The 23025-nt window shown below is 61.0% G+C and carries 18 protein-coding genes; 7 read left to right on the top strand and 11 right to left on the bottom strand.

The features are described from left to right. Positions 1–25 precede the first annotated feature (25 nt). On the bottom strand, positions 26–1219 hold the full coding sequence (locus FXB40_RS32240) for a YaaC family protein (RefSeq protein ID WP_148776147.1): 1194 nt from the start codon (positions 1217–1219) through the stop codon (positions 26–28). A 193-nt stretch (positions 1220–1412) separates the two neighbouring features. Continuing rightward, positions 1413–5315, bottom strand: a complete 3903-nt coding sequence (locus FXB40_RS32245) for a CHAT domain-containing protein (RefSeq protein ID WP_148776149.1) — start codon at positions 5313–5315, stop codon at positions 1413–1415. Between the two features lie 94 nt (positions 5316–5409). On the opposite strand from FXB40_RS32245, the gene FXB40_RS32250 reads away from it, so the two are divergent. After that, entirely contained in the window at positions 5410–6318 is a 909-nt protein-coding gene (locus FXB40_RS32250; RefSeq protein WP_148776150.1) for a hypothetical protein, read from the top strand. A gap of 203 nt (positions 6319–6521) precedes the next feature. Further along, a complete protein-coding gene (locus FXB40_RS32255) occupies positions 6522–7649 on the top strand; it encodes a hypothetical protein (RefSeq protein ID WP_148776152.1) in 1128 nt (375 codons plus the stop codon). A 985-nt stretch (positions 7650–8634) separates the two neighbouring features. On the opposite strand, the gene FXB40_RS32260 is transcribed toward FXB40_RS32255, so the two are convergent. The 7 genes from FXB40_RS32260 to FXB40_RS32290 form a co-directional block, all read right to left on the bottom strand. Beyond that, positions 8635–8943, bottom strand: a complete 309-nt coding sequence (locus FXB40_RS32260; protein WP_148776154.1) for a hypothetical protein — start codon at positions 8941–8943, stop codon at positions 8635–8637. 162 nt (positions 8944–9105) lie between these two features. Then, positions 9106–9432 carry a hypothetical protein gene (locus FXB40_RS32265; RefSeq protein ID WP_148776156.1) on the bottom strand — a complete coding sequence of 109 codons (327 nt, stop codon included), beginning with the start codon at positions 9430–9432 and terminating at the stop codon, positions 9106–9108. A 359-nt stretch (positions 9433–9791) separates the two neighbouring features. Then, entirely contained in the window at positions 9792–10439 is a 648-nt protein-coding gene (locus tag FXB40_RS32270) for a helix-turn-helix transcriptional regulator (protein WP_148776158.1), read from the bottom strand. Between the two features lie 144 nt (positions 10440–10583). Then, entirely contained in the window at positions 10584–11591 is a 1008-nt protein-coding gene (locus FXB40_RS32275; protein WP_148776160.1) for a GlxA family transcriptional regulator, read from the bottom strand. A gap of 181 nt (positions 11592–11772) precedes the next feature. Further along, positions 11773–11997, bottom strand: a complete 225-nt coding sequence (locus FXB40_RS32280) for a hypothetical protein (protein WP_148776162.1) — start codon at positions 11995–11997, stop codon at positions 11773–11775. Positions 11998–12243: 246 nt separating this feature from the next. Then, positions 12244–13725, bottom strand: coding sequence for an NCS1 family nucleobase:cation symporter-1 (locus FXB40_RS32285; RefSeq protein WP_148776164.1), 1482 nt, complete (start codon positions 13723–13725; stop codon positions 12244–12246). A 372-nt stretch (positions 13726–14097) separates the two neighbouring features. Continuing rightward, on the bottom strand, positions 14098–14817 hold the full coding sequence (locus FXB40_RS32290) for a TetR/AcrR family transcriptional regulator (protein ID WP_148776166.1): 720 nt from the start codon (positions 14815–14817) through the stop codon (positions 14098–14100). Positions 14818–15109: 292 nt separating this feature from the next. On the opposite strand from FXB40_RS32290, the gene FXB40_RS32295 reads away from it, so the two are divergent. From FXB40_RS32295 to FXB40_RS32320, 5 genes are all read left to right on the top strand, one after another. After that, a complete protein-coding gene (locus tag FXB40_RS32295) occupies positions 15110–16069 on the top strand; it encodes an N-carbamoyl-D-amino-acid hydrolase (protein ID WP_148776168.1) in 960 nt (319 codons plus the stop codon). A 378-nt stretch (positions 16070–16447) separates the two neighbouring features. Continuing rightward, positions 16448–17068, top strand: coding sequence for a TetR/AcrR family transcriptional regulator (locus tag FXB40_RS32305; RefSeq protein WP_148776172.1), 621 nt, complete (start codon positions 16448–16450; stop codon positions 17066–17068). A gap of 67 nt (positions 17069–17135) precedes the next feature. Then, positions 17136–18329: an MFS transporter gene (locus FXB40_RS32310; RefSeq protein ID WP_148776174.1), complete on the top strand. Its 1194-nt coding sequence runs from the start codon at positions 17136–17138 to the stop codon at positions 18327–18329. Positions 18330–18467: 138 nt separating this feature from the next. Further along, positions 18468–18887 carry a DUF4118 domain-containing protein gene (locus tag FXB40_RS32315; protein WP_148776176.1) on the top strand — a complete coding sequence of 140 codons (420 nt, stop codon included), beginning with the start codon at positions 18468–18470 and terminating at the stop codon, positions 18885–18887. A gap of 135 nt (positions 18888–19022) precedes the next feature. Continuing rightward, a complete protein-coding gene (locus tag FXB40_RS32320) occupies positions 19023–19220 on the top strand; it encodes a hypothetical protein (RefSeq protein ID WP_148776178.1) in 198 nt (65 codons plus the stop codon). A 61-nt stretch (positions 19221–19281) separates the two neighbouring features. On the opposite strand, the gene FXB40_RS32325 is transcribed toward FXB40_RS32320, so the two are convergent. After that, entirely contained in the window at positions 19282–21666 is a 2385-nt protein-coding gene (locus tag FXB40_RS32325) for a TonB-dependent receptor (protein WP_148776179.1), read from the bottom strand. 372 nt (positions 21667–22038) lie between these two features. Next, positions 22039–23016: a LysR family transcriptional regulator gene (locus FXB40_RS32330; protein ID WP_148776181.1), complete on the bottom strand. Its 978-nt coding sequence runs from the start codon at positions 23014–23016 to the stop codon at positions 22039–22041. Positions 23017–23025: the final 9 nt, after the last annotated feature.

Consider the following 23025-nt stretch of genomic DNA (forward strand, 5'->3'; position numbering starts at 1 on the left):
AAGCGCACGCTTCGCTTCTCTATCTCTAGATCGGGCCGCCCAACGAGCCCGGCGTGACCGCGATGAATCGACGGCCCGTTATTCGTTCAATCGCCAATCCAGGTACAACATGATCGAAAATGCTGACATAGTGTTCGATCAGGGCGCGGATGTGGTCGAGCTTGCCGTCCTCGATCTCATGCCACAGCAGCGGAAGGTAGCGCACGACGATGCTCAAGGCATAGAACGTCACCAGATGGATGATGATCGGATCCCGGATATCGCCCCAGAATGGAACGATCAGGCTTGTCCCGCTATAACCTGACTTGTACGTCTCAAGATGATCCCACCATATCCCCTTGTTGGGGTGAGTGAAGTCGCCAACGAAATAGGATTGCCCCGTTATTGCGTCTTCGACCGGTCGAATATTTCTGAGGGGCAGATCCAAGGCGTTCAGGGACTTAACTGTAAGCTTCTGCCCGTGCGGGAATAGACCGACGTAGGTTACGCATTCAGGGGTCGTGACGGGCACTTCAAACAGCAGTTCCCCGGTCTTCTTCAGGTGTTCTTGCCGTCGTTCGTCTTGTTCGATCATGTTTTGATCGGCGGAGCCAACATGAAACGAAAGCGGTGGCAAACCGAGCGTCTCGTCGATAAGCATTTGCAACTCCGGAACACGACGCAATAAATCGGCGAGCGAAATGAGCCGACCTTTCGCATCATCCGATAGTTTGTCCCAACTCTCGGGACGCGCCTTCGACGCAAACGGCTTAAGGTCAATGCCGCGAAATCGGCAATATTGATAGAAATGGCCGCGATCCCGACAAGCGATCATATAATTGTCCGGAAACGTTCCCGTCGGCGCCGCCATCGCCCAGAGGCCGTGTCCGCTCTCCGTATGGGCCTGGATTTCCGCCAGATCGGCGGTGGAGTGTGGGCTTGCAACCTGTTCGGCGATCGTGATCTGGAGGAGGGCGTAGTATCGCGTCAGCACCTTGGCATTGAGTGAACCCGGTTCGCTTTGCCAATAGCCAAGCGCACTGCGAATCGCAAAGGCGAGCTCCTGTCCCTTTTTTGCGATGACATCGGCGGACAAAGTGGGGGCGCGCGCCGCAATTGTCCGCTCACATAAGGTCGGGCTCGTCAGGCGGCGAAGGCGCAGCCAGACCGCCTCACTCACATTCTCGGCCACCAGCTGCTCGGGATGAAGGACGTTTCCGTTTGTTTCCTGCTCTGACATGCCGATCCGCCGCCTCGCGCCGAGCCTGCTATCGACGACTCGCCAAATTCCTTTAATCCCCGCATAGCGACGTCTTTACGCCCAGGCACCTCGAACGGGATTAAAGCATGGCCCGCGATGCGGCTCGCCACAATAGCTGCAATGCGTTCACAGCCGAATTTTTCCACCATCTCGCAATGGCCGCGCAAGGCATTCAGCTTGCGCGCCGCAGGCTCGCATTGCCGAAGATGGTCATCGCCAGCCCTCTGGCCGGATCCTGGGCAAATCTCTGATCGACGACCTTGTTTGCCGCAAAATTTGCTTCATTCAGAGGCTGGGCGGCTTGCCATTGTTCCAGAAAGGCGGGCAGCCAATGCGAGGGTACGCGTGCATCCAGTGGCCACGGAGATGCAATCACCGCCTGACAGCCGCGATCGAGGATCTGCCTGGCAAGACCGATTGTGGTGTTTGCAGCCGGATGCTTGTCACTCCGGCCGCCACTGCACACGAACAGAATAACCACATCCACGTTCCTCAGCGCGGCGGCCAAATCAGCAGCTGTGATCTTCAACATCCCTTCGTCGGACACGAGTTGGAAGTAGCGCCCCTCGGAATGAATGCTTCCGTGAGCCGCGATCACGGCCATCGTTGCTCCCTTGAACGCAGCTGGCAGCTCTGGACCGTTGTCGACAATGAAGCCGTGGTCGTTGAAGGCAGGCTCCAAACGCTGCGCAATCATGCTGAGAGTTTGACTCTCCGATTGGCTCGCAACCGTCGAGATCCAGGCGCAAAGCCGGCCATCGCCAATCGGTCCTCTTGCCCGCGCGGCGCGCAGCCAGGCAAGCGAGGGGGCGGCCGCGATCGGTCGCGTGCGTCCGGCGAATTCATTGTCGACGTAAAAGAGATTCGGTGGAAAGAGTTGTACGCTGGCGTCCGCCACGACAATGACGGGCCCATCCGGCAACCAGCTTAATCTCAAATCGGCGGTTGTCGTATAAAACAGGTTCGCCGTGTTCTCATCGATCCCATACGCGTAAGGGTATTCGGAAGACCAACGGGCAAAGCGTTCCAGATTGAACACCTCGTCTGGCTCACGCACTGGCGTTTGCAGCTGACCGTCGACAGCCGCCACCCGCACCAGATGTCCGCTCGCGTCAAAACCCACCTGGATGATACTCAAACCATCTTGCGAAATCGCACAGGCAATCCCTGCCGGCTCCTCAATCCGGTCCGGAGCTGGAGCGGGCACGGCCGCTTCGTCCCAGCCGGGCATGGCGACGCCATGATCAGCCAACAACTCCAGAGCAAATGAGGTTTCGATCGCATTCTGAGTATATTTGTCGTCGGTCAGCACCCGTCGCGAGATCGTCGCGATATTCTGCAAGTCGTAACCGATGTCCTCAGAATAGCGCGCTTTATCGCGCATCTTCAGAAGATCGAGCAGGTCCTTTGCCGACACTGCATCCGACGAAACGGTCTTGACCAGAAAGCCGGCGTTGCCATCCATTCTATGGCTTAGTTGTGCGAAGATATCGTCGGAGTCAGACGGAATGGCCATGCCGCGCGATCTGGCGGTAAGCAATAACTGTCCGAGCATGGCTGCAACCGGCTCGGGCAACTCGCGATATTTGAGAACATCCTTTCCGTTTTGCACGACATCGCCAAGGAGACGTTCAAACTCCGCAGCACTTTCCCCCTTTAATGACATTTCCCTCATACGGGTTTGAAGCTCGAGCGTATCCAGCCGATTGCGATGGCGCTCCGACAGGCCGAGTGTCTCAATGAATTCCCGCGCATTTGCGATGGCGATCCTGGCTTTGCTGAACAATCCGCAGTCCCGCAGGAGGCGTGCGAGCGCGACCATCTCCTGCCAAATCTGTTCGGTATCGCTTTTATTGTCAGCCGCGAAGGTGCAGGCGAGCGCAACCAGGGCCTCCAGAAGGTTGCTGCCGCGATGATATACTTCAGCCATAGCAAACCAGCCCAGGCGCCGGCGCAGCGGGGTGGACGTGCTGTTCAAGAGAGCCTGTTCCGCCAAATCGCGCGCCAGCTGATTGAAACCCGCACCCACCAGCCTCTCCGCGAGAAGCCGGATTAGCCGCAGGTCATAGTCTGGCGCCGAGCTATGCGGCGCGATCGAGGCCGCAAATGTAAGCCAGAACTGAAGAGAGCTCGCATCCTCGCTTGTATTGAGCGGGCCGTAAGACAGAAATTGCGTGACTGCGCACAGAACGTCGTCTGCCGGTTCAGTGACGAGCTCCTTTGGAAGCACCGTCCGTCCAATCACAAGCGGTTCTTCTTTCTTAAGCCAGTCAAAGGCCGATTTAAGAAAGTCGCGCTGCTGTTCAAGCCATTCGAGATCCGCTTTGCCGGGAACGATGGTCTCGGTAGCCTGTACCGGCTGGGAGGCAAGCTTCATCGCGACGGCTGCCATCAGCGCAAGCCCGGTGGTGCCCGAGACCGAAGGCTCCACGAGCTTAACCAGACGTACCCTGAGTCTCTGGTTAGCGGGGTCGGCCGCCAGGCTGCCAACCAGGGCAATGATGACGATCAGAACGCGATCGAATGGCAATACAAGTCTGTCGCCGCGACCGGAAAGCAGGAACACCTGTTCAAGTCCTTGCAATAGAAGGTCCTCCCACAAAGACAGCAAGGACGCCGTCTTTGGCATCGGCAGGGCAAACTCGAACGCATGAAATATCAGTTGCCGACGCAGCGCATCGCGCACGCATTCCAGCCGAAGCGCTTCGGTCAGCTCGACATCGCCTCTGCCGGTCGCGATCAGGGAGTGGTAGTCGGGAACTCCAGCAGTAGAAAGGTGCTGAGCGAGGCGCTTGTAAAAGTCCGCTCTTGCTTCAGCTCCGGACTCTTTTGCAAGCGATGCTGACACCCCGGCATAATCGCCGGCCTCGCGCAAAACCCGTCTTTTCCTTATCCGCAAACCGGGGCTATCCGCAAACAAGGCGGCCAAGCGGTCGGCGATCCGTTGCTCAAGCTCCGCGGCTCCCGCGTCATGTGCAATTCCAAGCGCGCTTTCAAATTCCTCAAGCCGGTTTAATTCGTCGATTGCTGGCGTGAGCAGCTCCGTGGCCAGCCTTGATGCATCAGCATCCTGCGCGACACGCGCGAGCTTCCCTCGTAGCGAGCCGCTGAGTTCGTGACCGGGACTCATCTCCTGGCGGATTGCTTCCAAGGCCTGCGGAAAATGCCCGGCCCTGTGCATCAGTTGAATGCGAAGATAGGCCTTCTGACTCGCGAGGCTTGCCGGGAGCTGCTCCAAATCGCGGAGTGCCCGGCCGAGCCTGCCTTCGCTGATCCAGGCGTCCCATTGCCCGACGTGTTGCTCCAGGAAGACGTCGGGATCTTCGTCGCGGCTTCCTGACAAAACCCCGCAGTTGTCGATCGACAGGAGCATATTCGAGAGATGCTCCCGGGTCGGGCTCAGTTCGTTTGCATCGAACAGAACATATAATCTGCGTTCGCGCGCGGCTCTTGTGGCCGCGACAGCGAGGGCGTGCAGCTGCGGTACCCAAAAATCCTGGTTCAAGCGTGGAGCCTCGGCGCCGGGTGGGACGTAGGGCTGAACGGCTTCGTCGCGATAGCTTGCCGCTTCAGTCACAATGACAGCAGTTCTCTCGTGCTGCTGTTCGATGAGGCCGACAACCGATGTGATCCGTCTGTCAGGAACAGCGGCGACCCGGAGCCGCTGTCGGAACCAATCCTGTTGGGCGGAAGACAACTCAGCTTCCGCCAGAACAGCGATGGCCGCGAGCATCTCGCTTCTGGCTGTCTCAACCGAGTCCATTTCATTCGTGCCAGGCGGAACGATGATAAGAAATTCCCTGACCGCTCGTTTGCTATCTTGGCCCACGAGGCCAGTGAGAGCGGCGGCCAAAATGCCCGCCCGGGTCGGCGGGTCGAATATTTCCAGCGTGAGAATATCGCTGCCGCGGAAGATATTGGGGTTTTGTTGAAGGGACGCGGCAAACCACCGAGCGAGATCTGATCGATCGTGCAAGACATCAAGGCCATTCAGGTCGGTATGCTGTTTCGGCTCGCGTTCAGCATCTTCGGAAGGAAGCGGACTGGGTACGGTTCCCTCTCGTTGATCGGACATGTATTCGAACTCCTCGTCAACCTTGAAGGCTGATGCCGACAACCGCCTTGTTTCGGATGCCGCCGAAGCCTAGAACGAATGCTCAGGCACCACCATGAAGTTTTCATTCGATCCAGATTTGATCGCCAGGGCCCGTCAGATTATTCTCCACGAGCCAAATCTCAACGTGCTCAAGCCTGAGCACGAGGGCCAATATTCGCCTCTGGTTGTGGCCATCCAAACAGAGCTGAAGAAGCGTGAAGCCGTGGGCCTGCTGCTGTTGCCGGACCTGAGTGCGCTTGCCAATACCACCGTCGGAATCTTCTCCGACTATGGTTGTGAGGACAGTGCCAGCAATTATCTGACGTATTCCTTCTTGATGTGCGCCTGGGGTTCGTTGGCCACATTTTGGAGAGAAATGAAAAAGCACCGCGAAATTAGCGGGCTTGACGTCAAAGAAATCGAATTCAAGGACTTCGGGATGGGCCTTATGCGCAAGGCCCTGCCAGGCTACCTCGACCTGCTGAATGGGTACGTGCCGGGACTACTCTTCACTGTAGTTGTGGACAAACGGATTGTCTCACTGTTTGGCCCTCAAAACCGGGCAACGGGCGAGGCCTTGACTAAGATGCTCGAGGAACACGGACTCAAGCTTAAGCCGGAGATTGCAGAAAAGGCGCTTCGCGTCGTTCATGCGGCCGCGTTTTTGATCGGGCTGCTTGGGCATGAAGGCCAGAAGATTTTCTGGATGTCCGACCATGACGCGATTTGCCCAGACTTGGGCGCGCACAACCGTTTACTCGCCTTATTCCAAAACGTCCTCGGCCTTTATACTGACCGCCAGATTTGTCTGATAGGGGGTGCGCTGCCTTTCAGCGAGCGGAGCACCGACTATCTCGACCTGCTGAGTGCGGCCGACATCGTTGCCGGCTCGGTCGGTCAATATTTTACGAGCCGCGACGATCTAGGCGAGAAAGATGCTCGCGTCAAAGAAGGGGCCGAGAAGGTTCTCGTATGGCTCTGACATGACGGGCTCGCGCTGAAGAAAATGTGCATCCAGCTCGGTTTTGGCGACGACGGTACGATCCGCTTCGGTGTTATCGAGTTCACCCCAAAGCAAACGCCGGCTAACGTCACCTTCCTGCCTATCCACCTCTGCCGTTAGTTCCGGCGCCCCCGGGGAAAACTCATTATATGTGGGAGCGTGAAAGCTCGGAGGATAGATTTGTGGATGTCGATGAGTTCAGAGAGTCTCAAATACGGATGTACGGGCTCGCCGGGGTCAACGATGGCTATACATTCTATCACGACGAGACGAATAATATTCGCAAGCTGCGTGTCGACGCTCAAGGGTTGAACATCGCAGAGCTGAAGGTCTTCGTTTTGGGTGGCGTTGTGCATGAAGGGCCGCCACGCTCCATCGACATTCAGCCTTTGCGGGCCGCAATGCGTATTCAAAAGACAGCCCCTGAAATCAAACTCGAACATGTTGCGAAAGGCGACTTTCTGAGGGTGCTCGAGTCTGCGAAGATGACGACCTTCCTTCGTTGGATCACCGACAACGGGTTCATGATTCACTATCATGAACTCGATCCAATCTACTGGTCGATCGTCGATATCATCGATTCAATTCTGTTTAAGCTAGGTGATGCCTGGCTGCTCCACTACCATGCGTTACTAAAGAGCGACCTGGTTGCCGTGCTGAGAAGAGATCTTTCAGCTACGATCGGCCTATTCTATCGCTACGGATATCCCGGCCTGGGTCCCGAAAGTCGCAAGCCGCTCCTGAACGAGCTTATCGCTATCCTGGAGCTCAATAGCGCCGTGCTGCCGGCACAAAATGCTACAATCTTGAAGCAGGTACTGAAGGCCGGCCGAGGGCTCGATAGTCTCGAATTCATTGAAGGCTATCCGTCCAACCTGCTGCTCGACAACTTTAGCGTTTTCTATCAGGGCCGCATCGCCGTATTCAAACACGCCAGCCATGTCCTCGACATGGAGCCGTCGATCCAGACGGAGTTTCTGCAGACGCCGCTTACCAGCAATGGCAGACCGGTCACGCATTATCGCTTTGCGGATTCGAAGGCCGAACCCGGCATCCTGCTCGCAGACGTCGTCGTGGGGACGCTGGGCAAAATGCACAGCTATTTCACGGAAACGCCGTCGGACGAGGTAGCGGCAGATCGAGCGAACCTGACTGGCACGGCCTTGCAGAACGCGGAGCTTCTTCGCGATCTCATTGATGCTTCACAGCAAGCCAACATTGCCTTTCTGCATCATGTTTCCAGCATGCACGATCGCGAGAAGGCGGATCTATTTCTGCGCTTCAAGGATGGTGCCTATTCCGGCCGCTAACATCCGCCGCAGTCACGTCAACCAGTTCGATTGCTCCCGGCTTCAAAGAGTTCGAAGTCGCCCCTAGCCAAAGCTCACTTCGGCGAGTCGATACGTCGCTTCAAGGTTCTCGTGGGGATCGCCTTGCCGCTCGCGCCATCGTTCTTGCGGGCCATCTACTCAATTCCCTCGTTCGGGAATCGCGAAATTCGCCGTCAACGTTTGCCCCTAGATACCAGCAAAAATACCAGCAAAACGATCGGCTGCAGCGGCGCTTCCGCGAACTTTTACTAACGTTTTCAAATGCGCCGACCAAGTTCTACTGAAAAATCAGGAATCGAACCAGAGCCACAAGATATTGTTATTACTTGTGTTTTATACTTGGGTGCCCCTTGCCGGAATCGAACCGACGACAAAAAGGTCATTCTCGCGGTCTTAAGTTGGGGCGTCGCGTACAAGTGGTCGCGGCACGAGTCTTTGCGAGTCGGCCGTCTCCAACGGCCCCGCTTGGTCGCCGGGCTTGCTCCGACTCCGGCCAAACGCATTGACCTTCCGAAGATTCCAACGCCCTAGCAAGCGCTGTTCTCGTAGAGTAACTCCGCAACGAAATCGCAACGAATTGGGTGAAACGAACGTGAACAAAACGGGATGGGAACGACTGCCACAGCACAAACATCAATAACTTAGAACATGCCCACTGCGTTCGGGACGCAGGGGTCGCAGGTTCGAATCCTGCCACTCCGACCATTATCCCAAAATTGACGTTTTCCGGAGGCTTGGCGGACCGGCCGCCAGCGCCTCGGGAGCGCCTTTTTGCAACGATTTTCGGGGCGGGTCCACGGCCGATTTGGCGGGGCAGGGCGGCCTGAGCCCGCGGCATGGCTCGCGGATTGACGCTCGCGGTCAATGACGTCTCGCGGATCGCGCCGGGCCCGGATCCCTGACTCTGATCGGTGTTCATCCAACGCAAACGGCGCGGTCGAGATCGACCGCGCCGTTGTGATCTTCAGTACTGGGCTTCAGTACTGGTAGGGTGCGTAAGCGGTGCGCCCCAGCGGGGCTCGTCATATCCGTAACCGGGCCCCCAATTGCCGTAGGTGTTGGTTTGATGCCAACCACCGATGGGACGGCATTGACCGACGCCGGCCATCAACTGGCCGCCGTTCATGGCCGGACCGGCGGCGCCGACAGCGTCTCCACCCGGTGGGGTGCACCCACCCGGACCGCGTCCCGCGGCGAGGCTGGGGGTTGCTGCCGCGAGCGGCAAAATCGCGGCCATCAGTACGGCCGCGCTCACAAGTTTCATACGTCTCATGGTTGTCTCCATGTCTGGTTTCGACAGGAGGCCCAATCCCCTGCTGCCTTAAGGCGTTCCGTGCGGGAGGATCGCGATTTCGCGAGCAACATCGGTTTCTTCAGGTTTTCGCGGCACACGGCGATCCATTTCACGCGAGTGTGTCCTCGCGAGCGCGCGCCATCATCTGCGCGTCACCAGCACGCCCAGCAAAAACGCCACCATCAGCGACGGCAGCGGGGCCTCTCGCACCATGCCGCGGACAATGTCCGGCCAGCGCGGCTCGGGGACCAGTTTCGGCGACCTGATTTGAGCTGCCGGCACGATGCCCCACTCTGACGCAAGTTCGGCGATCTCGCTTGAGGCCAGGCGCACGCCGTCGCGGACGCGGAAGATCGCGGCGTCTGCGCGTTCGCGCGGTGCAAGCGGCATCACCGTCGCGACCGCCGTGCGCAACGTCATCTCGCCAAAGCCTTGCAGCCTCACCGATTCCTCGGGGTCGGACGTCATGCGAATTTCCTCACAGCGCGAAGTGGTGCGCGATGGTGAAGGCCGCCGTCGCGCACAGGACCAGCGTGGAAACCGCGCCGGCCACACCGCGCGGGAGATGGGCTCGCGTCAGGTGCCTGGTCATGATTGTGCTCCATGCTCTCCATGGAAAATGGCGGGGCTGAGCGTTGGTTCCTTGGATCTTTGGCATATGACAGCTGGAGCCTGCCGGGAGGGCTCGGCCTGCATGGTTCGAGACGCCCGCTTTGGCGGGCTCCTCACCATGAGGGTCTGATATCTCGCCGCAAAACGTGCCCTCATCCTGAGGGCCCGCCGCAGGCGGGCGTCTCGAAGGATGGGCCGCGGGCGAACATCCTGCCTCAAGCCCCGCAATCGTCTCCGCGCACGGAGCGCAGCGCCGAGAGCAGGCCCACCAGCTCCGCCTGGCCGCGGACGCCGGTCTTGGCGAAGACGCGGCGCAAATGGGTCTTGACCGTATTCGGTGAAATCTCGAGCCGGATCCCGATGGTGGACACGGAGTGGCCGAGCGAGGCCTGCAGCGCGACCTGCGCCTCAGCCCTGGTCAGCTTGTAGGCGTCCATAATCCATTGCGGCGGCAACGTGGGTGGCCGGGCCGGATCGAGCATGAAGATGATCGCCGCGCTGTCGTGATCCCCGAGCTTCGCGAAGCCGTCGAGGGAGCGGCCCTGCGCCGGCGTCACCAGAATGGTGATGAGGCGCCCGTCGCCTGGATGGGGGATGGCCATGGTGCCGCCGGGCGCGCCTGATAGCGCCGAGCGGGTCATGCGGTCGAATTGCCGTGCGGAGGCCGGCCATGCGCTCGACAGCGTCCGGCCGCGCAAAGCCAGCGCGCCGTCATTCGTCATCGCACGGAAGGCCTTGTTGGCAAACTGGACGTGGAGCCTGCGATCGAGCAGGGCCACGCCGGCCGAGAGATGGTCCAGAACCGCCGGTACGGCGTGAAAATCGGTATCCGGAAAAAGATTTACAATTTCACTGGTGCGCATCTCGCATGCGCTCCTTTCAACGCCGCGACGAGCGGCGGGGCAATGTCGCAACTAAACAACGAAACGCTTGCACCGGCCATCGCACCGCGAGTGCAGTCCTGGCCAAAGATGGAGTAAATCCGGCCAAAGATTGCAATCGGAAGTTTAAATGACGTCGCGCGCCGCTTCGTTCTTCTGAAACTGTGCCCGATACCATTGCGGTGTCACGCCTAGCCGACGGACGAAGGCGCGCCGCAGGCTGTGCACGGAGCCGAAACCGCATCGTTTTGCGACAGTCTGGGCGGGAAGGTCGGTGTCCTCGATCTGACGCCGGGCCTCGTCGAGACGGATCCGCTCGACATATTCGCGCGGTGTCTCGTGGAGCTCGTCGACGAACAGCCGGCGAAAATTCCGCTCGCTCATCCCGACATGGGCCGCGAGCGCCTCCGCGCTGAGATCCTCGGCGAGGTGCGCGAGTGCCCATTCCTGCGCCTTGCGGAGGGCGGGAACCGCGCTGAACTGCGCCTGAAGATGTGTCGAGAACTGCGATTGTCCGCCCGGGCGCTTCAGGAACACCACCAGGCTGCGGGCGACGCGCAGCGCAAAGGTTCGCCCGTGATCTTCCTCGATCAAGGCAAGCGCGAGATCGATCCCGGCGGTGATGCCCGCGGACGTATAGGTCTGGCCATCGCGCACGAAAATGCTGTCGATATCGAGCGTCGTTGCCGGATAATTCTGCGCGAAAGACGGTGCCAGCGCCCAATGCGTGGTCGCGCGTTTGCCGTCGAGAAGGCCGGCCGCAGCGAGCGGAAAAGCGCCGGTGCAGATCGAGCCGTGCCGTCGCGCGCGCGGGGCCGCTTCGCGCAGCCAGCCTGTCAGCGCCGGGTCGCGCAGCGCGGCGACGTGGCCATATCCGCCCGCGACCAGAAGCGTGTCGATCGGGCCAGCGAGATCGGCGAGCGCGGCGTTGGGAACGATGGAAAACCCCAGCGATGTCGTGATCGGATCGGCGGTCACAGCGGCGACCGACAGACGGTACAGGCCGCGCCCGGCAAGTGCATTCGCCATGGCGAATGCTTCCAGCGGGCCGCACACGTCCATCGCCATGATATCCGGATAGACGAGAACGACGATGTGACGTTCAGGGCTGGCCGAAGCAGCGGGCGTGCTCATGGCTTGGTCAATTTCTGCGATGTGCGGTCACGATCTTGTAGTCGGTGTCCCGCCATCGCGAAGACGAGCGCGCGCTCGCTCCCGAGACGTGCAGGTACCTAATGAACGTCCAAGATGTGGCTGGATTGTGCACAAAGCCGGGCGCGCTGCGGATCACGAATCCGTTGCGGCCTGCCGCTGTCTATTTTCGCAGCAATTCTCGCAACGCCGCCGTCGCCTCGGCGCAGCGGATGTCGTCGATCTCCCGCGACAGGCTGAGCGCGCTCGATTTCAGCTCTTCGACCTTCCAGCTCTCGGGATGTTGGCTTTCAAGCTGATTCAGTCGCTTGTTCAAATCGTCCAATCTGGACTGAAGCTGCCCGATGCTGGCGGCTCCATTCACGTTCCAAACGCGCTGTGCACGCATCGTCATTCCCCTGACTTGTCTCACGGCGTTGTGAGCAGGGTTCGTGGCCGCAATGGGCGTTTCTTTTGTCCGGTCTTAGATCGTCGGGAACCGTTGCAGATTGGCAACGAAAATCCCCGTCGGCCGCTCGCAATCGATCGAGTACCGTCGCGCTCTTCGCGCTAGGGTTGATCGGTGTCGTGCGCCGGGGACCACGCTTGCCGGCCGAACCGGCTGGTGCCGGCTCGGCTGTCCGGATCCTGATGGTCATTCGCCCGCGGGGAGAGCGGCGATGACGCTGCTCTCCTGTTTCGAGAGCGCACTGTAAACAATCGCGCCGACGCTGGCGCCAATCAACCAGCCCCAGTCGCCGACGTTGAACATCAGCCCGTAGGCGCCCGCCAGCGACAGCCCGATCGACAGCGTGCCGGATACGGCGAGCGCAATCAGAGCCTTGTGGTTCCAGCCGCCATCGTAGTGGAATTCGCCGCTCGGCGACATCGTGTAGAGGTCATCCAGCACGACGATCTGCCGCTTCACGAGGTAATAGTCGGCGATCATGATGCCGAACATCGGCCCGAGCGCGGAGCCGAAGATGCTGACGAACAGCGTGATAGCCGATGGGCTTGCCACGAACAGCCACGGACACACCAGCACCGACAGGATCGAGGTGATGAGGCCGCCCAGCTTGAAATTGATGCGCTGGGGATTGAGGTTGGAGATGTCGTAAGCGGGCGAAACGAAGTTGGCGACGATGTTGATGCCCATCGTCGCGACGATGAACGTGATTGATCCGACGATGACGACGAACGGATTGCCGATCTTCTCCACGATCAGCACGGGGTCCATGATCGCCTCCCCGAACACCTTCAGCGTGCCGGCCGTCACGATGACCGTGATGATCGAGAAGACCAGGAAGTTGACGGGCAGGCCGAGGAGATTGCCCATCTTCATCGCTTGCTCGTCCTTGCCGAACCGGGCGAAGTCACCGAAATTGAGCAGGAGGGCCGAGAAGTAGGCCACGATCAGCATCGCGGCATTCGCCATCACCCCGATCGTCGCGGCGTTGGAGGCGGCCGGTGGGCTGAGCTGGAGCGACAGGCTCGAGAAACCGGCTTGCCACAGCATCCAGATCGCCAGCGCGAACATGACGACGTACACCACCGGCCCGCAGAAATCGATGAAGCGGCGGATGCGCTCCATGCCGCTCAGGAAGATGAGAAGCTGGAACAGCCACATGAACAGGAAGCTGAACCACGCAAGCGTGGACAGGCCGACAATGCTGTTGTGGGTGAGATCGGCGGCCGACGGCACCAGGGTGACGATCAGGACCTGCACGGCCTTCGAGGCAAAGTAGGTTTGCACGCCGTACCAGACGATGCCGACGACGCCCCGCACCATGGCGGCAAGATTGGCGCCCATCACCCCGAACGAGATGCGGGCAACGACCGGGAAAGGAATGCCGTAGCGCAGCGACGGGCGCCCGATCAGGTTCATCAGAAAGTAGACCGCCGTGATGCCGACCAACATGGAGATCAGCACCTGCCAGCCCGTCAGGCCGAGGAAGAACAGGCTTGCAGCGAACGTGTAACCACCGACGGAGTGGACGTCCGACATCCACATCGCAAACAGGCTGAACACTCCCCAGGTGCGTCCTTCGGGGGCGGTTGGCGCGAGGTCGTGGTTATAGAGTTTGGGGTGAGCACCGGTAATGACCAGGGTTGGAACTTCGCCGCTGTTGGATGACATGGCCTGTACCTCAACTGCTGGCCGCCGGGTGCGATTGCTCGGCGGCATTGTTGCACTGTCGAGGAGCCCACTGATTCCATCGCGGTCCTCGTGTTGATGCCTGCACTGCAAGGCAACGAGGTCACAGCAAACATCGTACCAATTTCTAACGATCGGTAAAATTATTTTACAAAAGTGGTTTTGGGGGTGGGCAGTTGCCGCCGTTCGGCAGCGCATATCGGCGCGGCGCGCCGCGTCGGAACGTCGTCGCTCTGGGGATTGGGACAGAGGCCGGCCGTCGCGTTCAGCCGACCTTGGCTCGGCTAAAGAAAACACGACAAAACAAAAAGGTAGCCGTTCTTAAGCGCCTGACCTGAGGATGCCTTCGGACCGTCACCTGGCCTTGCGAGGGCGGCTCGATTTGGCAGGCGGCCGTTCGTCGTCTTCGAGGCCGAGACCTCCGAGGACGAGTTGGACGATCGTGGCTTTTGCAGCGTCGTAGTCGATCTGTTCGAGCTGGCGCTTCTGCTTCATGATGGTCATCTGGCTCGAAAAATCGGCATAAGCCTGGGTCATTGCCCAAATGCAGAAGAAGAGATCGGCCGCGCTGATCGGCCGGACCGCTCCGCCCGCAACCCATTGGTCGACGGTTTTCACCTTCTCGAGCAGCAACGGGGTTGAAACTTTTTCGATGAAGCTGCCGACATATTGAGCGCCACTGATGATTTCGTTGGCGTAGATGCGCGACAAATGCGGGTGATCTCGCGAGAAATCGACCTTCTTGTGGATGTATTGAATGAGGATCGTCTTGATGTCGGTCGCGGTATCGAGGCTGTCGATATCTCGGGCCCACATGTTCATCGCCCGCTCCAGGATCGCGCGATAGAGGTCCTCCTTGTCCTCGAAGTAGTAATAAATGTGCGGTTTCGCGATTGAAGCCTTCTTGGCGATCAGTGCAGTCGTTGCGCCGCGAAAACCGAAGTGCCCGAAAACGAACTCGGCTGCGTCGAGGATTTTTCCTTCGATATCCGGCCCGGGGGGCGGTTTGCGCCGGCCCTTCGGAGCGAGGCGGATACGAAAGAGCTTGAGTTTGTTGGCGGAGGTAGCGGGCATGACGCCTTCCTGGAAAGCATTGTCTGTCCGCTCGGAATTGCTGAACGGGGTCACAGGCTCGGTTGCGTGGTCGGTTCCGAGTCGCAAATTGCCCCGCCCGTCCCGGCTTATCAAGTGGAGAGGGGCTGGCGACTGCCTGACGGGGAGAGCACGATGTCGTACGTCGCGAGAATGCGAGGTCTTATCTTAGGTATGGACATCCGGTTCAGCAGCTGGGCGGCCTGTGCACGAGGCGTGGCGCACGTTAAGCTTGGGCTCAATACAATCCACGAACCAAATGAAGGGCAGACGCGTGGCGAGAATTGTGACTGTCGCGGCTGGCCAACTCGGCCCGATTGCAAGGACCGAGACGAGGCGTGAGGTGGTGGCGCGGCTGATGGCGTTGATGCGTCAGGCCAAGGCCAATGACTGCGATCTGATCGTCTATCCCGAGCTCGCGCTGACCACGTTCTTTCCGCGCTGGTACTTCGAGGACCAGGCCGAGATCGACAGCTTTTTCGAGCGCGAGATGCCGGGGGCGGAGACGCAGGCCCTGTTCGATCTCGCGCGCGAGAGCGGCATTGGATTCTGTCTCGGCTATGCCGAGCTCGTGGTCGAGGCTGGAATTGTTCACCACTACAACACGTCAATCCTGGTCGACAAAAGCGGCGCCATCGTTGCGAAATACCGCAAGGTTCATTTGCCTGGCCACGCCGAGCAGGAGCCTTGGCGCAAGTTTCAGCATCTGGAGAAGCGCTATTTCGAGCCGGGAAGCGGCTTCGGCGTGGTCGACGCATTCGGCGGCGTGATGGGAATGGCGATCTGCAATGACCGCCGCTGGAGCGAGACCTATCGGGTCATGGGCCTGCAGGGCGTCGAGATGGTGTTGATCGGCTACAACACGCCGGTGCACAATCCGCCTGCACCGGAGCACGATGACCTCTCGCTGTTCCACAACCATCTGGTGATGCAGTCGGGCGCCTACCAGAACGGCACCTTCGTGATCGGCGTCGCCAAGGCCGGCGTTGAAGAGGGCGTCGACCATATCGGCGGCAGCATCATCATCGCGCCCTCCGGCGAGATCATCGCGCGATGCACGACCAAGGGCGACGAGCTCGCACTCGCCCGCTGCGATCTCGATCTCTGCAATTCCTACAAGCGCACGATTTTCAATTTCGACGTTCACCGTCAGCCGCAGGCCTATGGGATGATCGTCGAGCGGAAGGGCGTGGCGACCATGGCGGACGGCACGCCGGTGCGGCCGAAGGGGTGATGCGCTTGTAGCCCGGATGGAGCGAAGCCGTCACCTCATACTCCGTCATTGCGAGCGCAGCGAAGCAATCCAGAGTCTTTCCGCGGAGGGATTCTGGATTGCTTCGCTGCGCTCGCAATGACAATGAGGAGACAGCGCGCGCAACTCTATCCCCGTCACCCTGAGGTGCTCGCCTCTTCGGCGAGCCTCGAAGGGCGACGGCCCGGCTCTATCGGGGCCGTGCATCCTTCGAGGCTCCTCATGGGACGCGTTGCGTCCCATGACTCGCACCTCAGGATGACGGGGCAACCAATGCCCTCATTGCACCGCCGCCATACCGTCCAAGCAATCACAACCAGGTGTCTTGATTCGGAAACGATCATTCCCTATTATCCCGCGATGCAAAAGACCGCCCGCCAATCCCAGCCTGCCGCTCAGCCACCCGGCCGTCCCCGGGAGTTCGACATGGACACGGCCCTGGACGGCGCGATCCGGGTGTTTTGCGAGCGGGGTTATCATGCCACCTCGATCGGAGACCTCACTGCTGCCATGCGGCTTGCCACCGGTAGCGTCTACAAGGCGTTTCGCGACAAGCATGCCGTCTTCCTCGCCGCCTTCGAGCGCTATGCCTCTGTGCGAGGCGAGCAGACCCGGGCCGCGGCAGCGCGGGGTGCGAACGGCCGCGAAAAATTGCGCAACGTGCTGCTGTCGTATGTCGAGCACTCCAAGGGCAGCGAGGGGCGCCGCGGCTGCATCGTGGTCGGCAGCGCGGTCGAGCTGTCGGCGGTCGATCCGGTGATGCGGGCGCGTGTCACGGCGCAGCTCAAGACCAACGAAACCTTCATCGCCGGCCTCATTCGCGAGGGACAGGCCGACGGTTCGGTTCCGGACCATGTCGAGGCCGACGACACCGCGAGGCTGATGATCTGCATGACGCAGGGCCTGCGCGTTGTCGGCAAGGCGCGCCTGCCGCTCGATGGCGAGCGCCTGGTCGGCGTCGCGATGAAACTGCTTGCCTGAACATTTATCGAATTAGGGAATGGTTGCTTCCTATGTCTGGAGACTTTGACGTGTTGGAGAGTTTGGAATGACGATGAATGCCACGATCGACGCCGCACCCGAGCCGGATGCGGTGTCGCAGCGACTGACCTTCGTGCTTGCCGCGGCCTGTGGCATGGTCGCCGCCAACATCTATTATGCCCAGCCGCTGATCGCGCCGATCAGCGCCGCGCTCGGCCTGTCGCACGCGGCCGCCGGACTGATCGTGACCATGACGCAGATCGGCTACGGCACCGGGCTGCTCTTCATCGTGCCGCTCGGCGATCTCGTCGAGAACCGCACGCTGATCTGCACCGTCATCACGCTCGGCGCGGCGGCGCTGCTCGCGGCCGCGTTCGCGACCCATGCGCTGCCGTTCCTGATCGCCGCGTTGTTCATCGGGCTCGGTTCGGTCGCGGTGCAGATCATCATTCCCTATGCCGCGCACCTCGCGCCGGAGGCCATTCGCGGTCGTGTCGTCGGCAACGTCTCGACCGGGTTGATGCTCGGAATCATGCTGGCGCGGCCGGTGTCGAGCTTCATCACGGCGGCGCTGTCGTGGCATGCGGTGTTCTTTTGCTCGGCGGCGTTGATGATCGTCCTCGCGGTCGTGCTGCGTCTCACGCTGCCGAAACGTAAGCCGGTGGCACGGATGCATTACGGTGCGTTGCTATTGTCGATGCCGCATCTGGTGCGCACCATGCCGCTCCTGCGGCGCCGCGCGCTCTACCAGGCCGGCCTGTTCGGCGCCTTCACCCTGTTCTGGACGGTGGTGCCGCTCCAGCTTGCGAGCCAGTTCGGCTTCACCCAGAGCGGCATCGCGCTGTTCGCGCTTGCCGGCGTGTCCGGCGTGTTCGCGGCGCCGATCGCAGGACGGCTCGCCGATCGCGGCCATAGCCGCATCGCGACGATCGCCTCGATGCTGTTCGTCGCCCTCGGCTTCCTGGCGACGCATATCGGCGCGGCCGGATCGATGCTCAACCTCACCGGCCTCGTCGCGGCGGCGATCGCGATCGATTTCGGCGTGCAGGGCAATGTCATCGTGGGCTTCCGGGCCATCTTCGTGCTCGGGCACGAGAACCGCAGCCGTCTCAACGGGCTCTATATGGCGACGTTCTTCGCGGCCGGTGCGGCCGGATCCGCGCTCGGCACCTTGGCGTTCGCGCAAGGGGGCTGGACGCTGGCCTCGGCCATTGGCCTTGCGCTGCCACTCGCCAGCCTGCTCTACGCAGTAACCGAATAGCGGTACGATTGTGTGCTGCGCCCGTTTACCAAGCCAGGGTGAGGGCGGCCTGGAGGGTGCAATTTCCGCCTCGCGAATTCCCTGCAGTTGTAGTACTTTGGTCGCAAGCGGCCTGGTTAGCGGCGGGAGGGAGGCTCTATGAGGCGTGCGGGACTGTATGGCGTACCGCGAGTACGGCCATGGTCGTGGCAGGCGTTTCTGCTCGGATTTGTTGTCGTCGCAGCGTCGGCTGCGCTTCAAGGCGTCTGTGTCGCGCTCGGCGCGCAGCTCTATTTCGCGGCATTCCTGCCCAGTCTGTTCGTGCTCGGCCTTGTCGCAGGTGCACCGGCGGCGGTGTTCGCGGCGGTGCTCACTGTACCGCTGGTGTGGTGGGCATTCATCCCGCCCTTCTTCGAGTTCATGCCGCTGTCCAGCGCGAACGCCGATTCCATCAATCTGTTCTGCCTGCTCGCCGTGCTCCTGATCGGCCTGGCCGATCTCTGCCGCGCGAGCATGACGATCAACGGCCGGGGCGGGCTGAAGTCGTCGGGCGATAGTCCAGCCACGAATTCGCAATAATCAGGTGCCGCACGGAGCGCGCGCGTTGCACGCGCGCAACAGTCCGGCAACCATCTGAGCGCTTCGATCGCGCCGCTAACTTTTCGAAAAAGATTTGGCCGCAATTTCTCCCGCGGGAATAAGGGAGTTTTCGACATGAACGGACACGCCATTTTCGAGAACGTGCGCCGCTACCGCGGCATCGCATCGCTCTATCGTCAGACCGCGGCGTTTCGGCCGGGCCAGCGCTGGTCGCTGCTGGAGCAGGCCAGCGAATGGGAAGCCCGCGCGCTGTCGGAGCTGGAAGCCTATTTCGCGGCTCGCGCCGATTATGCCACGCGGCTCGCGGCTTAAGCGTTAACCATCCGACACGAACGTCAGCGAAGAGATCGCTGACGTTGTCTGCGACAGAGGATCAGAACCGGTAGCTCGCCTGAACCCTCACCGTGCGGCCCTGGCCGGGTGAGATGTTGTTGTTGCCGTCGGCCGAAGCCCAATATCCCTTGTTGAAGATGTTCTCGACCGTCAGTTGCGCGCGCCAGTTCGCATCGATCGTGGCGTAGACGCCGGCATCGAAACGCACGAAGCTCGGCAGCCTCACGGTGTCGTCTGACGACGCAAACGAATCGCCGAAATAGATGATGCCGAGTGCCGCCGCCCACATCGGCGTGAACTGGTACTTGTTCCACCAGGCGAACTGATTATACGGCACGAGCTGCACGCGATTGCCGGCCACGATGGTCGCCGATGTCGCGCTGGTGATCTTCGCGTCCGTATAGGCATAGCCCAGCGAGGACTGCCATTGGTCGGTGACGTAGCCGACCAGGCTCGCCTCGAAGCCGCGCGTCAGCGTGGCTCCGGACGGGAAGAAGAAGCCGGGATTGTTGCCGTCGGCGATCGGCTGGTTGGTGCGATTCAGATTGTAGATCGCGGTCGAGAACAACAGTTTCGGATTGATGTTCCACTTCATCCCGACCTCGGTGTTCTCGAACTTCTGCGGCTGCAGGATCAGCGTGCCGTCGGTGAGCGCCGAGAACTGATCGCCGGAGGCCGGCAGATAGGAGATGCTGTAGGCGGTGTAGATCGACATGGTCTCCATCGGCTTGACGATCAGGGCCGCCTGCGGCGACACCAGATTGTCGGTGCGGGCGCGGTTGATGTTGGTGTTCATGTCCAGTGCCGACATTTCGAACCGGTCGAACCGCGTGCCTACGATGAGCTGGAGCGCGCGCGAAAATTCGATGGTGTCGCGCAAGTACCCGGACTCGATGTTCAAGCCGTATTTGCTGTTGGAGTCCGGTGTGGTGACGCCGTCGGCATTCGTGCCCGTGAAGTGGTGGACGAAGTTGACCGGCCCGAAATAGGTCGGCGCGAACGGGTTCTGGACGATGGTGTTGGTGCCGTTCGGGAAGACGCCGGTATTGCGGATGTCGACGCCGGTCTGACGGCCGAACTCGGTGCCGAAGCCCACGGTGTGCGCGATCGGCCCGGTCCAGCCCTTGTAGATGAAATCGGTCTGGTTGAAGACGTTGTCGCGGTTGGTGGTGTGCTGATAGGCGCCGAGATTGACCGCGGTGTCGGCGGGATTGACCGCGCCGGCGAGCGCCCCGCCGGTGGGATAGACGTTCTGGTAGAACTTCTGGTAGTCGGCCGCGATGGTGCCGTTCCGGACGGTCAATCCGTTCTGGAAATCGTGCTCGACGATCGCCATGCCGGTCTGCACCGTCGCCTGCGCGATGTTGAGGCTCGGGCTGCCGAAGAAGGTCTGGAAATTGCCGTTCGGCGCAAACGGCGCCGTCGGATTGAACCGCGTGACGCCGCCGGGGAGGCTCTGCGAGGGATTGCCGCGATCGGCGGTGCGGCCGTCGTGGTAATATTCGTAGGAGAGCTTGACCTTGGTGAAATCGTCGGGCTTGAGCGTGACAGACGGATTGATGCCGTAGCGTTCGAGGTGGTTGAAGTCGCGGAACGCATCGCTGCCCTCGTAGAACACGTTCAACCGCGCCGCGACGTTCTCGTTGATGGTCTGGCCTGCATCGAGCGTGACGCGGCGGTCGCCCCATGCCCCCGTCTGCGCGGTCGCCTCGTAGATGCGGTTGCCGTCGGCCTCCTTGAGCGTGCGGTTGAGCAGTCCGCCGCCGGCGCCGCGGCCGAAGATGATCGCGCTCGGCCCCTTCAGCACTTCGATGCTCTCTGTGTTGTACATGTCGCGGAAATACTGGACGTCGTCGCGAAAGCCATTGACGAAGAAATTCGCGCTGGAGTCGACGCCGCGGATGACGAGCTCGTCGCGATTGCCCTCGCCCTGATGGACGGCGACGCTCGGCACGTAGCGCGTCACGTCGGTCAGGCCCTGGTAATTCTGGTCGCGGATCTGCTCGTGGGTGATGACGGACAGCGATTGCGGGATGTTGACGATCGGCGTGTTGGACTTCGTGGCAACGGAGGTGCTGTTGGCGAAATAGCCGGCGGTGCCGGTGCGGGCGTCCTGCGACTCGGCGAACGGTTTTGGTGCGGGCGTCGTCTCCGGCCGCCGCGCCGTCTGCGTGCGGCGCGAGCGCGTGCCGCCCGACCGGCGCGAGGCCGTGGACGAATTGGAGCGGCGCTGCGCCTCGGGCGCCGTGACATTGACGGGAGGAAGCATTGCGCCCGGCGCCGGCGCGGATTGCGCGAAGGCCTGTGGACTGGCGAAGAATGCGCCTGAAGTCATCAATGCGGCCAGCACGCTGCCAGCGATCCCGCGGCCGGCAACATGGCTGGCAAAGGACAATAGATTTCCGTTGGCGGCGATGCGGTTCATCGCGCCCTCCCTTGCACTTCAAAGCTCACCCGAATTCCCCAAGGATGCGGCAGGATGCGGGGCAAGACGCATCCGTGCACGCGAAGTCACTGCGTGCATGAACACGTTGGGCGTTCAGCAATTCCGGGACATCAGATTTGAATCGTTCGAAACATTTCGAGTTCCGACGATCCGCTGCGCGAGCAGAACCCGTGACGACTACGGAGTTACGCCGCTGCTCGTGTGTGCTAGCAACTGGTCCGGATCTCTATGACGGCCGGGGCGAGCGATGACCACCTTCAACCGCATCTTCACGACAGAGCGCCTGCTCCAGATCATCGTCATTCTGGCGGCGACGGTCGCGATGAAGCTGATGGGCTGAGCGCCGACACGCTATCGCTCGCCGAACTCGGGCAATTCGGGCAGATAGTTCGAGCCTTCCGAGCCCAAAAAATCGAACATCGCCTGCGCCGGCGGCAGCAGCACCTTGTCGCTGCGGCGGATCACGTACCATTGCCGGACGATCGGCAGGCCTGCGACGTCGAGCACGATGAGGCGGCCTTCGGCAAGCTCATGCGCCACCGTATGCGCCGAGATGAAGGCGATGCCGAGCCCTGCGATCACCGCCTGCTTGATGGTCTCGTTGCTGCTCATCTCCATGCCGATGATCGGCTCGAGATCGGACTTCTGGAACATCCCCTCCATCAGCGTGCGCGTGCCTGATCCCGGCTCGCGGGTGAGGAAGGTCTCGTGCACGAGATCGGTCAGGCTCAGGCCTGAATCCTTCTCCAGCCAATGCCCCTTGCGCGCGACGATGATGTGCGGATTGCGTCCGAGCTGACGGACGTCGACGCTGACGTCGGCCGGTGGCCGACCCATCACCGCGAAATCGAGATCGTAGCCATGCATGGCCTCGCGGATCTCCTCGCGGTTGCCGACGGTCAGCTTGATCTCGATCTTCGGTGAGCGCTTGGAGAACGCCGCGATCGCGTGCGGCACGAAATATTTCGCGGTCGAGACTGCGCCGAGATGCACCGTGCCGCCGGTCTTCCCTGCGAGCAGATCAAGCGCGCCCTGGCAGTCGGCGATCGCGGCTTCGACGCGTTCGGCGAGCGCCAGCACCTCCTTGCCGGCCTCCGTCAGCAGCATGCCGTCGCCGGTCCGCTGCACCAGCGGCAGGCCGGCGAGGTCCTGAAGCTGCCGCAGCTGCTGGGTTACGGCCGGCTGGGTCAGCCCGAGCTGGGTCGAGGCCGCGGTGACGCTGCCCTTGGCCGAAAGCGCCGCAAGCGAGCGCAACTGCCGGATCGTCAGATGCCGGAGCTGGGTCGCCGCATGGCCAGGGCCATTATAAGAAAATTCTTTGGCGCTCATTATGAATAG

Source organism: Bradyrhizobium rifense (assembly GCF_008123425.1).
GTDB lineage: Bacteria > Pseudomonadota > Alphaproteobacteria > Rhizobiales > Xanthobacteraceae > Bradyrhizobium > Bradyrhizobium rifense.

Excerpts from the sequence above, each read along its gene's own strand:
- FXB40_RS32240 (WP_148776147.1), bottom strand. The coding sequence starts at position 1,219 with ATGTCAGAGCAGGAAACAAACGGAAACGTCCTTCATCCCGAGCAGCTG.
- FXB40_RS32245 (WP_148776149.1), bottom strand. The coding sequence starts at position 5,315 with ATGTCCGATCAACGAGAGGGAACCGTACCCAGTCCGCTTCCTTCCGAA.
- FXB40_RS32250 (WP_148776150.1), top strand. The coding sequence starts at position 5,410 with ATGAAGTTTTCATTCGATCCAGATTTGATCGCCAGGGCCCGTCAGATT.
- FXB40_RS32260 (WP_148776154.1), bottom strand. The coding sequence starts at position 8,943 with ATGAGACGTATGAAACTTGTGAGCGCGGCCGTACTGATGGCCGCGATT.
- FXB40_RS32265 (WP_148776156.1), bottom strand. The coding sequence starts at position 9,432 with ATGACGTCCGACCCCGAGGAATCGGTGAGGCTGCAAGGCTTTGGCGAG.
- FXB40_RS32270 (WP_148776158.1), bottom strand. The coding sequence starts at position 10,439 with ATGCGCACCAGTGAAATTGTAAATCTTTTTCCGGATACCGATTTTCAC.
- FXB40_RS32275 (WP_148776160.1), bottom strand. The coding sequence starts at position 11,591 with ATGAGCACGCCCGCTGCTTCGGCCAGCCCTGAACGTCACATCGTCGTT.
- FXB40_RS32280 (WP_148776162.1), bottom strand. The coding sequence starts at position 11,997 with ATGCGTGCACAGCGCGTTTGGAACGTGAATGGAGCCGCCAGCATCGGG.
- FXB40_RS32285 (WP_148776164.1), bottom strand. The coding sequence starts at position 13,725 with ATGTCATCCAACAGCGGCGAAGTTCCAACCCTGGTCATTACCGGTGCT.
- FXB40_RS32290 (WP_148776166.1), bottom strand. The coding sequence starts at position 14,817 with ATGCCCGCTACCTCCGCCAACAAACTCAAGCTCTTTCGTATCCGCCTC.
- FXB40_RS32305 (WP_148776172.1), top strand. The coding sequence starts at position 16,448 with ATGCAAAAGACCGCCCGCCAATCCCAGCCTGCCGCTCAGCCACCCGGC.
- FXB40_RS32310 (WP_148776174.1), top strand. The coding sequence starts at position 17,136 with ATGACGATGAATGCCACGATCGACGCCGCACCCGAGCCGGATGCGGTG.
- FXB40_RS32315 (WP_148776176.1), top strand. The coding sequence starts at position 18,468 with ATGAGGCGTGCGGGACTGTATGGCGTACCGCGAGTACGGCCATGGTCG.
- FXB40_RS32320 (WP_148776178.1), top strand. The coding sequence starts at position 19,023 with ATGAACGGACACGCCATTTTCGAGAACGTGCGCCGCTACCGCGGCATC.
- FXB40_RS32325 (WP_148776179.1), bottom strand. The coding sequence starts at position 21,666 with ATGAACCGCATCGCCGCCAACGGAAATCTATTGTCCTTTGCCAGCCAT.
- FXB40_RS32330 (WP_148776181.1), bottom strand. The coding sequence starts at position 23,016 with ATGAGCGCCAAAGAATTTTCTTATAATGGCCCTGGCCATGCGGCGACC.